Here is a 13,601-nt window from a genome sequence, read left to right as displayed (position 1 = left end):
ACGTCACCTCGCTCAACACGCTAATCGGCGGCGTGATCGTGGTCGCCGCCGGCATTTTCATCATCTGGCGCGAGCGGCAGCTCGGCCTGGAGCGCACGCGCACCAGGACGGTCACGCCGCCGCAGGGGTGAACTGTCCCAAAGAGTAGCTTCAAAGCCGAGTTCCGTCACACTCCTCTCTGGCCGCCAGGACAGAGGGGTGCTGTCCCTCGGCTTTTCCAATTTGAGCTATTGAGAGTTTCGATCCTTCGCCAGCCGCACCAGCACCGCCCGGGTCAGCTCATCCGCAGGGAAGAAGGATTCGATCGCCAGCTCCGACAGCGTGACGTCGAGCGGCGTGCCGAAGACGGTGATCGTGCTGATGAAGGACAGCACATGATCGCCATGCGCGAGCCGTAGCGGATGGACGATGCCGCTCGGCTCGGCCGGTGCGGGCCGGCTGCTCCTCAGGCCCGACGGATAGGTGCGCAATTCGCGCTCCAGCTCAATCAGCACCGGGTCGCCGGTGGCGTCGTTCTGGTGCTTCAGCCGCTCCAGAAGATGCGCGCGCCACTCCGCCAGATTGACGATGCGCGGTGCCACGCCGCCTTGGTGCAGGCTGAGCCTCAGAACGTTGACTGGCGGCGTAAGCAGGGACGGCTCGGAAATATCGGCAAGGAACGGGGCAATCGCGCCATTGGCGCAAACGAGGTTCCAGTGCCGGTCCACCGCCAGTGCCGGAAAAGGCTCGTGGCCCTTGAGCACGGTCTCGACGGCGGCAAGCGCCGGCGCCAGCGTCGCATCGGTCAGCGGCTTTTCGCTGAAGCTCGGCGCGAATCCGGCGGCAAGCAACAGTTGATTGCGTTGGCGCAGTGGAATCGACAGCTGCTCGGCCAGATGCAGAACCATGTCGCGCGAAGGCTGGGCCCGGCCGCTTTCGACGAAGGAGAGATGCCGCTGCGAGATATCGGCCTCCATGGCGAGGTCGAGCTGGCTCATGCGCCGCCGCGTGCGCCATTCGCGGATCAGGCTGCCGGCTGAGGTTTCGGATGTGGTCATGGGAGAGGAGTAGGGCGGCGAGGGGCGCAGTTCAATTACCTTGGAGGTTATTGGCGGAGGCGCTGGTGCCGGCCAATCTCCCCCCTTGCGGGGGAGATGTCCGGCAGGACAGAGGGGGGCTGTCCCGCCGACATGTCGATCTTGCGGCGCTCCGCGAATTTCAAAGGCAGGCGATCCTTCACGCCCCCCTCTGCCTTGCCAGGCATCTCCCCCACGAGGGGGGAGATTAGCCAATCGCCTTCAACCGCGCCTTCACCTCGAGAAAATCCCGCCAGGCCAGCTTCTTATGCGCCGGTGTCCTGAGCAAATAGGCCGGGTGCAGCGTCGGCATCGCCGGGATGGCAACCCCGGAAGCGGTCGTGTGCACGCGCCAGTTGCCGCGCAGGCGCAGGATGCCCTCGCTCGTGTTGAGCAGCGTCTTGGCCGATGGGCCGCCGAGATTGACCAGCACCTTGGGATTGACCAGCTCGATCTGCCTTTCGATGAAGGGCCGGCAGATTTCGGTCTCGTGCGGCGTCGGCGTGCGGTTGCCAGGAGGCCGCCACGGAATGACGTTGGCGATATAGGCCGAACCACGGTCGAGGCCGATCGCCGCGAGCATGCGGTCGAGCAGCCGGCCGGAGCGGCCGACAAAGGGCAGGCCTTCAAGATCCTCGTCTCTGCCCGGCGCCTCGCCGACCAGCATCAGCTCGGCTTTCGGATTGCCGTCGGCGAAGACGAGGTTCTTGGCCGTGAATTTGAGATTGCAGCCGTCGAAGCCGGCCATATGCTGGCGCAGTTCCTCGAGCGTCGAGGCGCTTGCGGCCAGTTGCCGGGCAAGCAGCGCCTGCGCCTCGTCGGGAACGGTGGCGGTCGGCATGCGCGCCGGAGCGTCCGGGATATTGCGCGCGTCGAGGCCGGATGACGACGTTGCCGGCACGGGCGCCTGGGGCCGCTCCGGGACCTGTCCGGATGCCGGGCGGCTCTCGGGTCTTGGGTCGCGAGGCGGTGCGGCTGGCGGCCGCTCGGCAGGCCTGCGTTCGGCCGACTTCGCCGCCGCTTCGGCAAACCGGTTGACCGGCGCGTCTTCAAGCGCCTCGTCGACGCCGGCGCTGGCATAGAGGGCGAGCAGTTCGGCGATCTCGGCTGGTGTGCTGGGGGAGGCGGCAGTCATGGCGCCACCATCATCCGCGCGGCGCCGATTTGCAAGGTTAAGCCACGTTCGTCTGTATTGGAGCATGTCGAGATTCAGGTCAGGCCGAGTCGAAAATGGTGGTTTCCGAGAACCGGCACGGAGCGTACTTTTCGTACGTGAGCACCGGAAGCGCAGGAAGCCGCCATTTGCAGGCCGACATCACCTGAATATCGATATGCTTTCACCCAGTCGGTATGCGCGGATCCTGTACGATATAAAACGTCCAGCGCGGCGTGTAGTCGGTGACCAGGAAATCGAAGGTCGCCGTCTTCAGCGGGTCGACCTTGCCGTTTTTGAACAGCAGCTGGTCGTAAGGTTCGAACTTACGCTCGAAATCGGCGAAATTGCTCGACCAGATGTTGTCGGGCGTCTTGTTGCGCTGGTCGAAGGACAGGCCGTCGCCGAACACGCTCGGCTGGTCGAGGATTTCCTGCAGCTCGAACTGGAACTCCACCCAGGGCAGCGCGCTGTTGTTGAGCACGTCGATGCGCATATACATCACGCCGTTGGCGACCTCGCCTGCCCTGCCGAAGGGCTCGATAGGCTTGGTCGCGCGGATCGTCAGCGTCACTGGCGTTGCCGTGTTGAGCTCCTCCTTGATGATCAGCGGGTCTTCCTTGGTGCCGATGCCCGAAGCGCCGGTGATGCGGAAGCCGCCCAGCTCGTCGGAGAAGGAATAGGCGCCGGTCGCCCAGACCTTCACCGGATCGGCCTCCGCCGGCAGGGTCAAAAAGAGGAGCGGAAGAACCGCGCGCCAGGCCATGCCTGGCGTGAAGAGTAAGCGCTTCGAGGGAAAGCCGGCTGGCTCTGGACTGCGCATGACGCGAAGTATTGCCGATAACCAAGCCGTCGAACAATTAAAAACATGCGGACGCGGCCCGGCCTTCCATCCAATTGGCGCTGGCCTATGCTTGGCCATGGCCTGCGCGGCGGCCGTTTCGTGGCGAAAACCGCGACTTTTTGTCGAAATCGCTGTTGTCACGTCAGCGCCGGTTTCGCGTCGCGAATTGATGCGCTATGCAGCGCATGAGCCAGCACAATGCGAGAACATGGCGAGCCAGTGAGGGGCCGATGAGCGAAATCGAACGCGAGAGCATGGAATTCGACGTGGTGATCGTCGGCGCTGGTCCCGCCGGCCTTTCCGCCGCGATCCGTCTGAAGCAGCTCAACCCGGACCTTTCCGTCGTCGTCCTGGAGAAGGGCGGCGAGGTTGGCGCCCACATCCTCTCCGGCGCCGTCGTCGACCCGATCGGCATCGACCGGCTGCTGCCCGGCTGGCGCGAGGAGGAGGGCCATCCGTTCAAGACGCCGGTGACGGAGGACCATTTCCTGGTGCTCGGCCCCGCCGGCTCCTTCCGCCTGCCGAACTTCCTGATGCCGCCGCTGATGAACAACCACGGCAATTACATCGTCTCGCTGGGCAATGTCTGCCGCTGGCTTGCGACCAAGGCCGAGGCGCTGGGCGTCGAGATCTATCCGGGTTTTGCCGCGGCAAGCCTCGTCTACAACGAGGCCGGCGCCGTCACCGGCGTTATCACCGGCGACATGGGCGTCGAGAAGGACGGCACGCATGGCCCGGCCTATGCGCCCGGCATGGCGCTGATGGGCAAATATGTGCTGATTGGCGAAGGCGCGCGGGGCTCCTTGGCCAAGCAGCTCATCGCCAAATACAAACTTTCGGAAGGCCGCGAGCCGGGCAAATATGGCATCGGCCTCAAGGAGCTCTGGCAGGTCAAGCCCGAGAACCACAAGCCTGGTCTCGTGCAGCATTCCTTCGGCTGGCCGCTTGACATGAAGACCGGCGGCGGCTCCTTCCTCTACCATATCGAGGACAACCAGGTGGCGGTCGGCTTCGTCGTCCACCTGAACTACAAGAACCCCTACCTCTCACCCTTCGAGGAATTCCAGCGCTTCAAGACCCATCCGGCGATCGCCGGCACCTTCGAGGGGGCCAAGCGCATCGGCTACGGCGCACGCGCCATCACCGAGGGCGGCTGGCAGTCGGTACCGAAGCTTTCCTTCCCCGGCGGCGTGCTGGTGGGTTGCGCGGCAGGCTTCGTCAACGTGCCGCGCATCAAGGGCTCGCACAATGCGGTGCTCTCCGGCATGCTGGCGGCCGAGCATGTGGCCGGAGCGATTGCCGGCGGCCGCGCCAATGACGAGCTCGCTTCCTACGAGGAAGCATGGCGCGGCACCGACATCGGCAAGGACCTGGAGAAGGTGCGCAACGTCAAGCCGCTCTGGTCGCGCTTCGGCACCATTGTCGGCGTCGGCATCGGCGGTCTCGACATGTGGCTGAACACGCTGTTCGGCTTCTCGCCTTTCGGTACGCTGAAGCACGGCAAGGCCGACTATGCGACGCTCGAGCCCGCCGCCCAGCACCAGAAGATCGCCTATCCGAAACCGGATGGCGTGCTGACCTTCGACCGGCTGTCCTCGGTGTTCCTGTCGAACACCAACCATGAGGAAAATGAGCCGGTGCACCTGATCGTCGGCGACATGGCGCTGCAGCAGCGTTCCGAGCACGACGTCTTCGCCGGTCCCTCGACCCGCTACTGCCCGGCCGGTGTTTATGAGTGGGTGGACAAGGACGGCAACGCCGCAGCTGACCCGTCGGCCAAGGATGTGCGCTTCGTCATCAACGCGCAGAACTGCGTGCACTGCAAGACCTGCGACATCAAGGATCCGAACCGGAACATCAACTGGGTGCCGCCACAAGGCGGCGAAGGCCCGGTTTACCAAGGCATGTGATCCGCTCGACCGGGCCGTCTCGACCGCCGCTCCAACAGGCCCGGCGAAGGTCGGGTAGCCGCGCCTTATCGGCAGAGACCGTTGAAGCCGGGCGCCGAGTATGGTCTGCTTCGCGTCAAACGAGGAAGCGGACATGCGGCGCATCAGCCTGGCGATTTTAGCTGCTGCCGGCATGCTTTTTTGCGGGACGGCCTCGGCCGGCACCAAGCTGACCGTGCATGTGCGCAGTTACGACGTCGCCGGCAGGACCGGGGCTGAACTGATCGAGGCGATGGATGGCCTCGGGCCGCGGCACGGTCATGCGACGCGCGCCATCGCCGAGACCGGCTATACCGTGCATTGGAACCTCGACGTGAAACGGGACAATGGCATCTGCCGGCTGCGTCAGGCCACCGGCACGATCGACCTGACCTACACCTTTCCGCGCCGCACGTCTCCGTCCGGTCCGGTCCTGCGCAAGCGCTAGGAGCGCTTCATGGCCGGCGTGCGCCAGCATGAACATACCCATGGCCGCATCGCGATGCAGATGATGCGGGCCACCGAGGCGGCGCTCGCCGGGCTCGAGCGGCAGGACAACTGGTTCTGCACCGGTCTTCGCTGGGACGCCAGGCATCGCATCGACACGATCTATGCCGACTACGAGGCCAGGCAGAATGCCTTCGACGCGCGCGAGCACCGCGACGGCGGCCATGTCGAAAAACTGGTCAATGCGTTGATGGGGAAGAACTGAACTCAGCCCGTTCGCCTACCAAGCGGACGTCAGCTGCGCGGCTTGACCGGCGCGTCGTTCGCCGCCAGCGCCGACTTGTGGTCGTCGTCAGGCGCGTTGCCGTCGGACCGCAGCGTGAATTCGACCAGCACCGGCAGATGGTCGGAGCCAGTGTCCTCCATTCGGGCCGACGAAAGGATCGTCACCCCGCCCTTGCTGAACACCTGGTCGATCGGCAGGCCCGCATAGCGGCGCAGGAAGTCGGGCAGCGTGCGGTGGATCCAGGTCGGACCGATCGAAGGCATTAGCGTCATGCCGCTGAGCCGCGCCACCCGCCGCGCCGCCACACTCCACGGCACGGCATTGCAGTCGCCGGCCATGATGGCGGTTTCTCCGAGCGCGGCCAGCGATTGCGCCAGTTCGCCAATCTGCCAGTATTGCTCCTGCGGCCACGGCCAGCTGAGATGGATTGCGGCGACATCGACCGGAATGCCGCCGAAATCGATCGTGGCGGCGGCCATCGCGCCGCGCGGCTCGCAACCTGGCGCGGTGCCGGCGGCGAAGGGACGGCGCGAGAGCAGCGCGACGCCGAATATGCCGTTGGGATAGTCGCAAAGGATGCGATAGGGGTAAGCGCCGGCAATATAGCCGAGTTCCTTCGCCCACATGCCGGACACTTCGTCGAGCGTGATGACATCCGGATTGGTCCTGCCGATCAGCGACAGCACTTTCTTCGGCGTCGGGTTGTTGAAGCGCAGGTTCATCTGCAACAGGCTGTAGGTGATCCGGTCGGCCGGCTTTGCGACCGCCTGCTGCGCCGACAATCTGGGAAGCGCGCCCGTCGTCGTAGCGAAGCAGGCGATGGCGAAGACCAGAACGGCGACGGCCTGCAGCCGGTAGGGACCGGCAAGCAGCAACAGCGCAAGCAAGGCCGTCAGCAGGCTCAGATGCATGCGGAAATGCGAGAAGGAATCGAAGGCCGGATGCAGCGCGCCGAAGAACCCGGCCAAGAGCGCAGCCGAGCATGCCATCATCGCCAGGACTATCAGCTGAGCCATCATGCTCAAGCGCGCGCCGCCCGTTGTCATTTTCTCCGAAGCCCAGTCTTCCGTTCGGACCGGTTATCGGCCAAATTGCGGCCCAAGCAAGACGACCGATTGCCTCGCCGGTCGCTGGCAGGCGTGCGGCTCTATTGGAACGCGGTTTCGGAAAAGCTTCTGAGCTTGCGCGAATGCAGCCGCTCCATTGGCATTTCGGCCAGCTTCTCCATCGCCTTGATGCCGATGGTGAGATGCTGCGCCACCTGCCGCTTGTAGAACTCGGTCGCCATGCCGGGCAGCTTCAGTTCGCCATGCAGCGGCTTGTCGGAAACGCACAGCAGCGTCCCGTAAGGCACGCGGAAGCGGAAGCCGTTGGCGGCGATGGTGGCCGATTCCATGTCGAGCGCGATGGCCCGGGACTGCGACAGGCGCTGCACCGGTCCGCGCTGGTCGCGCAGCTCCCAGTTGCGGTTGTCGATGGTGGCGACGGTGCCGGTGCGCATGATGCGCTTGAGGTCGTAGCCCGACAGTCCCGTCACTTCGGCGACCGCCTCCTGCAGCGCCACTTGGATTTCGGCCAGCGGCGGGATCGGCACCCAGACCGGCAGGTCATCGTCGAGCACATGGTCCTCGCGCACATAGGCATGCGCCAGCACATAGTCGCCCAGCGCCTGCGTGTTGCGCAGCCCGGCGCAGTGGCCAAGCATCACCCAGGCATGCGGCCTCAGCACCGCTATATGGTCGGTGATGGTCTTGGCGTTGGACGGGCCGACGCCGATATTGACCATGGTGATGCCGCCATGGCCCGGCTTCTTCAGGTGGTAGGCCGGCATCTGGGGCAGGCGGTGCGGCGGCGTTCCTTCCGGGACCGTCTCCCCGTTCCTGGTCACGACATTGCCGGGTTCGACGAATTCGACATAGCCGCTGTCGCCATTGGCCATCAACTCGCGGGCGCGCGCCACGAATTCGTCGATGTAGAACTGGTAATTGGTGAACAGCACGAAGTTCTGGAAATGCTGCGGGCTGGTCGCCGTGTAATGCGTCATGCGGTGGAGCGAATAATCGATGCGCTGCGCGGTGAACGGCGCCAGCGGCCGCGGCTCGCCGAACGCCACCTCGAAGGTGCCGTTGGCTATCTGGTCGTCGGTGCCGTCGAGATCGGGCACGTCGAACAGGTCGCGGATCGGCCGCTTGATGCGCTCGGCGGCGGCGCCGTCGACATAGGTGCCTTCCAGGAAGGCGAAGTGCAGCGGGATGGGTGTCGTCGATTCCGAGACCGTCACCGTCACGCCGTGATTGCGCATGATGAGCCGAAGCTGCTCGATGAGATAGTTCTCGAACAGTTGCGGCTGCGTGATCGTGGTGGCGAAATGGCCGGGCGTCGGCATATGGCCATAGGCCTGGCGTGAGTCGACCTGGCTGAACGAGGTCGTGGTGACGCCGATCTGCGGATAGAAGGCCCGGTAGCGCTTGCTTTCATCTCCGCCCGCGGCAAGGGCTGAGAAAGAATCGCGCAGGAATTTGGTGTTGCGGTCGTAGAGCGCCTGCAGCGCCGCGACGGCCTTTCTGGCGTCGTGGAAGTCCTGTTTGCCGAAGGGCTCCGGCATGACGACCGAGTCGATGGCTTGGGGGTAGATTCGCTTTTCCATGGCTCAATATAGAGACTCAGGAGAGCGCTTGGGAGGGGTGAGCGGACAGGAACCGCAACCCAGCTGGAGATTTTTTGTTATCGCTCCGATTCAAGATGTGACGAGATTCAGGTCAGTCCAAGTCGAGAAAGGTGGATTCCGAGAACCGGCCTACGCCGACCGTAGCCTTCATAGGACGGAGACATTTATGAGGGCTTCGGCCGGCGAAGGCCGGAGCGGAGCGTACTTTTCGTACGTGAGCACCGGAAGCGCAGGAAGCCGCGTTTCGCAGGCCGGCCTCACCTGAACATCGTTACATCTACCCGCGCTGCAGGCTGATCAGCAGCACGAAGCCTACGCTGGTGTTCTTGTGCGGCGGCGCCTCGATCCTATGGCTTGTATCGGCCCGCATCATCGGCACCGCCAGCACCGGGGCTGCCAGCAGCATCAGGATAAGCATCGCCCGCGGCAGCAGCCGGAGGATCTTCGTTGCATTGTCGGCGATGCGGTTCATTTTGGTGGTATCCCGGTTTCCAGCTAGGTCGATTTTAAGCTTTGTCGTTTCAGAGCTCGATTTGGTTCACGAGGCCGACAATGTGGGCACCGGCCGTTCCCAAGGGCGGGCCGAATGACCGGCCTCCGCCACAAGGATGGCGAAGAGCATGCCGAACAGGCTCATCAGCAGGCAAACGATGGTGAAGCGACGGGCAAGCATTTCTCTCTCCTTCAATGCGGGAGAAAATGCCTGACGGCCTCTGAACCGGTTCTGAGACCGGTATTCATCTGCGGTTCAAATTGATTGACGAGGGTCTTGCACGCGTGCCGGTGCCACAGCGCGGCGGAGCGCTGTCGCTCCAAAAAAACGGGCCGTGTGGAGCAATTCCAGGAAAAGTGTGAGGGTTTCCGTCCGGAATTGCGTCAAACAAAGACGCAATTCCAGGAAAAGTGTGAGCGGTTTTCCGTCCGGAATTGCGTCAAACAAAGAAATAGGGCGTTTCACCGTTCCGCAAAACGGTGAAACGCCCTTGGCCGTCTCGTATGGTCTGGAGTTTGGCGCTCAGAGCTTGTGCCAGAAATGACTTTGTCTTTGCAGATTGTACAATGAGTACGACGGAAATGAGGCCTCGATGGTCACGGGGATAGGATGGGAACCGCGAGTTTCCGCGAGGGGCCACGGGGGGAAACCGGCCCTGCCTCAATACGTAAATACCGAAACAGACTTTTTGCAAAAATGTCCGCATCGCCTGCTGTCATTCCAAGCTTGTTTCACAAAGCCATCTCATAGCATCCACGAGATGCCTAGGGACCAGGCTGACGTGGTTGCGTATCACAACGTCCACCATGTGGTAGAGTAGCTTTCCTGTCCCTTTGAATCGTTGCAGTTTCGGGAATTCATCAAGTACGGCTTCTTCTAAATCATGTCCGTTCGCGACCAGATACCTGCGGTCGACCATCAAGCGCCGGTCCGTACCATAATGAACTTCAACGCTGACCGCCTCGGACCTCGGATTCATCCTAGAAATAATTCTGTCTTGGATCGTATTGATCGCCGCTTGTAGACTCGTCGATTCAAGGCCGGAGAAACCCGCGAAAGTGACAGTCGATTCAAGTCCTATATCGGTTCCCCCAGAAGGGTCGACGTTGAGAATGGCGGCAGCTAGAAGCAGGGGGTCGAGTAGGTAATTCTCTATGGCGTATCGTTCGCTGCTTCCAAGGACGTATACGCGACTGGTTGCGCTGTTTTTTGTATCCCAGTCGATCAAGCCTAAAACGGACGTATTTCCTGCTTCTGCTAGTGATGTCACGGTTGAGAGTACCTGTGCGCAACCCGTTCCCATGTTGGCGTGGCCTACCCCGATGAAGTTCAGAGATCGCTCGCTTTCAAGGCGTGGCGCCAGGAGCTGATACAAAAGCTGGTATCGATCCGCATCGAAATCACTTTCGACAAAGACCTGTCGTCTGCCACTGAAGTCAATTGACATAGTGGGTATGTCGGCGGTGAGGGTAGATACCGCCCGACGTTTGCTTTCGGCTGATATCTTGTTTGTCAAAGGTTCGAGCAAGTGAATACTCTCATCGGGAGAAACCGCAACTGTCGAGGGCGAGTGAGTCACCAAAATAACGGGAATGCCTTCTTTCTGGACCAAGACAGTATTCACTATATCGACTAAAACCCTCGACATTGACGGATGCAATGGAGCGTCAATTTCGTCAAAGAGCAATAACTTCGGCCTTGCCACGTTCTGGCGTCGGTCAGTCGTGTTGTACAAGCAAAATGCGAGAGACATGATGATCTTCTCGCCAGACGAAAGGGAGCCAAAATCTATCTTGTGGCTGGTAGAGACTTTCGTTAGTCTTGGCCAAAATTCAGTGGATTCGTAATCTGTAGGGTAGTCAATTTGAAAATCGAGCCTTGCCCGCTTGAGCGTTTCGTTGACAAATTCCCAAGGGGGGCTTCCGTGTTTCTTAACAAACTCTGCCTCGCTCAACGAGGGAACGCTCGGAGTTCGTCCCTCAGATTCATCGAGACGGCGATTTCGATTGGCTCGCAATTTGTCGAAGTAGGCAAAGAACATTTCGCCAAAAGAATGCTGAAATATGCTTTTTCCATAATATGAAAATGGCCTCCTGTCAAAGTCAGATGGTGACATACTGTGCATTTTTAATCGGTCGCTCGTAAGGTCCTTAAATATCCACTTCTTGATCTCGTCTGCTCCGAAATCACGTTGAAGCATGCTTCCTATCTGATTTTCAAAGTTATTCAATTCATTCCGAGTGTTGTCAATTGTTTCTGCCGGAATCCCAAGAGAAATCAATTCGTCATCAGATTTGCTTATGCTTTGCCACGGGTCGGATGCAAAGGGCTGGTCTATGGAATGCCGCTTCAGAGTGTCGAATAAACCCTGCGTCAGCTGGGTTTTGTAACCTCTCACTTGCCCAATAAACCAATCCCTATGAGAATGAACTTGGGAAATGTTTGTTATGCCCACGTCGTTCGGGACGAGGTCATTCCAAGTGTAAAGCTGAATTTGCGAAATATCGGGCGAAACGTCTGCCTGTATCTGCCCGCTTCGGATTGCCTCGAGGATATGGGACTTACCAGAGCCATTGACTCCTGTGAGGACTGTAAAGCTGGGTAGTTCTGTCGGTTTTAACTTGGATATCGATTTGTAGACGCTCTTTTGAGACAAAGTAAATTTCGTCAACGTCATTCCGAATCCCCCGCCCGAGGTTAGCAGCATAGAGTTTACCGCTTTCAGCGACAACTAGGAGTCCGTCGTTTTGGGCTGGAATGATCGGGGTTGCCGAGGCACTCTAGAAGCATGTGCAACCTCTACAACATCACCACCAGCCAAGACGCCATCCGCAAATGGACCCGCGCCATGCGGGACGTCTTGGGGAACCTCGAGCCTTCGCTAGATGTCTATCCAAATACCCCCGGTCCAGTTGTGCGCAATGCGCTTGACGGTCAGCGCGAACTTGCAAAGCTCCTATGGGGAATGCCTGCTCCTCCAGAGCGAGTGAAAGGCAAGGCCGACTACGGGACCACCAACGTTCGGAAGACCGACTACTTCCACTGGCAGCAGTACCTAGGGGTGGAGCATCGCTGCTTGGTGCCGGTGACCTGCTTCGCGGAGCCTAGCCCGAAGCCGAACGACAAGGACCCCGAGACCGGCGTTCAGCGGAACTACTGGTTTGCATTGAATGAGGATCGTCCACTGTTCTTCTTGGCTGGCCTATGGACCCTTGGTATGGGGTACGGAAGGTGAAGGACGGTCCCGGCGATCATGAGGTCTATGGGTTCCTGACGACCGAACCTAACGCCCTCATCGAGCCGATCCATGAAAAGGCAATGCCGGTGATCCTGACGACGCGGGAGGAGACCGAAACGTGGCTTACTGCTCCCTGGTCGGAAGCCAGGGGCTTACAGCGCCCCGCGCCAGACGAAGCGCTAGTGATCGTCGACAAGCCTGCCACGCAAATAAAGTTTCCGCTGGGCTCAGCACCCGGCGACCAACTACGATTGCTTTAAGGCAAGTGCGGCTGGTGCCCAACGCTTAAGTGGTTGAGCAGCAGCCCTCAATCCTCAGAATCGGAGATTCGCTTCCATTCGCCGTCGCCAGTCATGAATTGGCTGAGGCGGCGGATGATGCAAATCAGCTCGACAAGGCGCACTCCATCGACATCGCGCGTGTGCATCGTCGGACGTCGGGTGGCGATCAGAGCCTGTAGGTCAAACTGCAGCCGTTCCCGGTGAGGGAAGATGTCCCCAAACGTCCCTTCCCAGTTGTCCTTGCGAAGCAGTATTGCCATCAGGTCCCCCAGATCGAGATACGACAGCAAGTCCTTATCTCGCTCGCCATTTGCCATGGCCGCCGCGCGAAGTTCTCGCGCCTTCTTGCGGGTCTCACCATCGACCCTTTGCTTGAACCACTGTGGTCCGGCCAACGCCTCCAACTTCTTGGAAATCAAGAGCCGCAACGAATGCTCAAAGGAACTTATGGCGCTGAACGCATCATTTCTGGAATTGCCCGACCGAATCTGCATCGTTAGACCCGCCACGTCGAGCAACACAACCGACCTACCGGCTTCCGAAACACCGGTGGCAAAACCACTCTCGATGACAACCTCGATTGCTCCAGCGGGCGTGGTCTCGATAAGACCCGGGTCAACCTCGGCTTCGCGGTAATGTCTTTGGCGCATTTCTGGATCGCGCCAGAAGCGGTTTGGCAGATCAGACCGCGTGTGCCAGTTGCCGAACAGCTCCTCATAGGCTGTGAAGCTTGATCTCGCTGCGAAGCCAAGTACGTCTCCAGCACCAGCCAGTGCGGAGAGCTTCAATCGAGTTGTCTGCAACTCGGCAGACAGAGTTTCCACCCCAAGAGCCGCGCTCAGGCGCAAGCGGCCTACCTCTGCCGAGAGACTCAAGACGCCAGTAGCGGCCCGCTGGATTAGCTCGATTTCGTTGTTTGGCGTCCAAGTCGGCATGTGCACCGCGAGCCCACCAGTGCCAGCGAGTTGGTTTGCCCACTGGTTGGCGCGCGCAATCAATGCCATGGTTGGCGACGCCTGCAGCTCGGCGATGGCCTGGGAGAAGGGCGATGTCTTCGCCTGCAGCTCCGCGATGGTCTGCGACAATGGCGATGTGTTCGCCCGCAGCTCCGCGATAGCCTGCGAGAAGGGAGATGCCTTCGCCTGCAGCTCGGCGATGGTCTGCGACAATGGCGATGTCTTCGCCTGCAGCTCCGCGATGGTCTGCGA

The 13,601-nt window shown here is 60.8% G+C and carries 9 protein-coding genes and 4 pseudogenes; 4 read left to right on the top strand and 9 right to left on the bottom strand.

Features of this window, described 5'->3' with window-relative positions:
• Positions 1 to 131: pseudogene (locus FJ419_RS31365) on the top strand (EamA/RhaT family transporter); the annotation flags it as partial.
• Between the two features lie 96 nt (positions 132 to 227).
• Here FJ419_RS31365 and FJ419_RS30285 read toward each other — a convergent pair.
• From FJ419_RS30285 to FJ419_RS30275, 3 genes are all read right to left on the bottom strand, one after another.
• A complete protein-coding gene (locus tag FJ419_RS30285) occupies positions 228 to 1,037 on the bottom strand; it encodes a helix-turn-helix transcriptional regulator (protein WP_140700807.1) in 810 nt (269 codons plus the stop codon).
• Positions 1,038 to 1,263: 226 nt separating this feature from the next.
• Entirely contained in the window at positions 1,264 to 2,190 is a 927-nt protein-coding gene (locus tag FJ419_RS30280; RefSeq protein ID WP_140700806.1) for a uracil-DNA glycosylase, read from the bottom strand.
• 202 nt (positions 2,191 to 2,392) lie between these two features.
• Positions 2,393 to 3,031 (bottom strand): hypothetical protein, encoded by a 639-nt coding sequence (locus tag FJ419_RS30275; protein WP_140700805.1) that lies wholly within the window; start codon positions 3,029 to 3,031, stop codon positions 2,393 to 2,395.
• Positions 3,032 to 3,282: 251 nt separating this feature from the next.
• Between FJ419_RS30275 and FJ419_RS30270 the strand changes: the two genes are divergently transcribed.
• Positions 3,283 to 4,962: an electron transfer flavoprotein-ubiquinone oxidoreductase gene (locus tag FJ419_RS30270; protein ID WP_140700804.1), complete on the top strand. Its 1,680-nt coding sequence runs from the start codon at positions 3,283 to 3,285 to the stop codon at positions 4,960 to 4,962.
• Between the two features lie 100 nt (positions 4,963 to 5,062).
• Positions 5,063 to 5,692, top strand: a pseudogene (locus FJ419_RS30265) (DUF922 domain-containing protein).
• A gap of 29 nt (positions 5,693 to 5,721) precedes the next feature.
• Here the strand turns inward: FJ419_RS30265 and FJ419_RS30260 are convergent.
• From FJ419_RS30260 to FJ419_RS30245, 5 genes are all read right to left on the bottom strand, one after another.
• Positions 5,722 to 6,759, bottom strand: coding sequence for an endonuclease/exonuclease/phosphatase family protein (locus tag FJ419_RS30260; protein ID WP_246679431.1), 1,038 nt, complete (start codon positions 6,757 to 6,759; stop codon positions 5,722 to 5,724).
• A gap of 101 nt (positions 6,760 to 6,860) precedes the next feature.
• Positions 6,861 to 8,318, bottom strand: a complete 1,458-nt coding sequence (locus FJ419_RS30255; protein WP_246673617.1) for an AMP nucleosidase — start codon at positions 8,316 to 8,318, stop codon at positions 6,861 to 6,863.
• A gap of 340 nt (positions 8,319 to 8,658) precedes the next feature.
• Positions 8,659 to 8,853, bottom strand: a complete 195-nt coding sequence (locus FJ419_RS30250; protein ID WP_095766908.1) for a hypothetical protein — start codon at positions 8,851 to 8,853, stop codon at positions 8,659 to 8,661.
• A 66-nt stretch (positions 8,854 to 8,919) separates the two neighbouring features.
• The gene (locus FJ419_RS31525; protein WP_281405841.1) at positions 8,920 to 9,054 is read right to left on the bottom strand and encodes a hypothetical protein; all 135 of its coding nucleotides are present in this window, start codon (positions 9,052 to 9,054) and stop codon (positions 8,920 to 8,922) included.
• Between the two features lie 535 nt (positions 9,055 to 9,589).
• Positions 9,590 to 11,551 (bottom strand): AAA family ATPase, encoded by a 1,962-nt coding sequence (locus FJ419_RS30245; protein ID WP_181170848.1) that lies wholly within the window; start codon positions 11,549 to 11,551, stop codon positions 9,590 to 9,592.
• A 111-nt stretch (positions 11,552 to 11,662) separates the two neighbouring features.
• Between FJ419_RS30245 and FJ419_RS30240 the strand changes: the two are divergent.
• Positions 11,663 to 12,372, top strand: a pseudogene (locus tag FJ419_RS30240) (SOS response-associated peptidase).
• A 47-nt stretch (positions 12,373 to 12,419) separates the two neighbouring features.
• Here FJ419_RS30240 and FJ419_RS30995 read toward each other — a convergent pair.
• Positions 12,420 to 13,601 (bottom strand): annotated as a pseudogene (locus tag FJ419_RS30995) (hypothetical protein); the annotation flags it as partial.

It is taken from the genome of Mesorhizobium sp. B2-6-2 (genome assembly GCF_006440615.1).
Classification (GTDB): Bacteria; Pseudomonadota; Alphaproteobacteria; order Rhizobiales; family Rhizobiaceae; genus Mesorhizobium.
This window is presented reverse-complemented; position numbering and strand designations above follow the sequence as displayed.

Coding starts and splice junctions, on each gene's coding strand:
- FJ419_RS30285 (WP_140700807.1), bottom strand. CDS start 1,037: ATGACCACATCCGAAACCTCAGCCGGCAGCCTGATCCGCGAATGGCGC.
- FJ419_RS30280 (WP_140700806.1), bottom strand. CDS start 2,190: ATGACTGCCGCCTCCCCCAGCACACCAGCCGAGATCGCCGAACTGCTC.
- FJ419_RS30275 (WP_140700805.1), bottom strand. CDS start 3,031: ATGCGCAGTCCAGAGCCAGCCGGCTTTCCCTCGAAGCGCTTACTCTTC.
- FJ419_RS30270 (WP_140700804.1), top strand. CDS start 3,283: ATGAGCGAAATCGAACGCGAGAGCATGGAATTCGACGTGGTGATCGTC.
- FJ419_RS30260 (WP_246679431.1), bottom strand. CDS start 6,759: ATGACAACGGGCGGCGCGCGCTTGAGCATGATGGCTCAGCTGATAGTC.
- FJ419_RS30255 (WP_246673617.1), bottom strand. CDS start 8,318: ATGCCGGAGCCCTTCGGCAAACAGGACTTCCACGACGCCAGAAAGGCC.
- FJ419_RS30250 (WP_095766908.1), bottom strand. CDS start 8,853: ATGAACCGCATCGCCGACAATGCAACGAAGATCCTCCGGCTGCTGCCG.
- FJ419_RS31525 (WP_281405841.1), bottom strand. CDS start 9,054: ATGCTTGCCCGTCGCTTCACCATCGTTTGCCTGCTGATGAGCCTGTTC.
- FJ419_RS30245 (WP_181170848.1), bottom strand. CDS start 11,551: ATGACGTTGACGAAATTTACTTTGTCTCAAAAGAGCGTCTACAAATCG.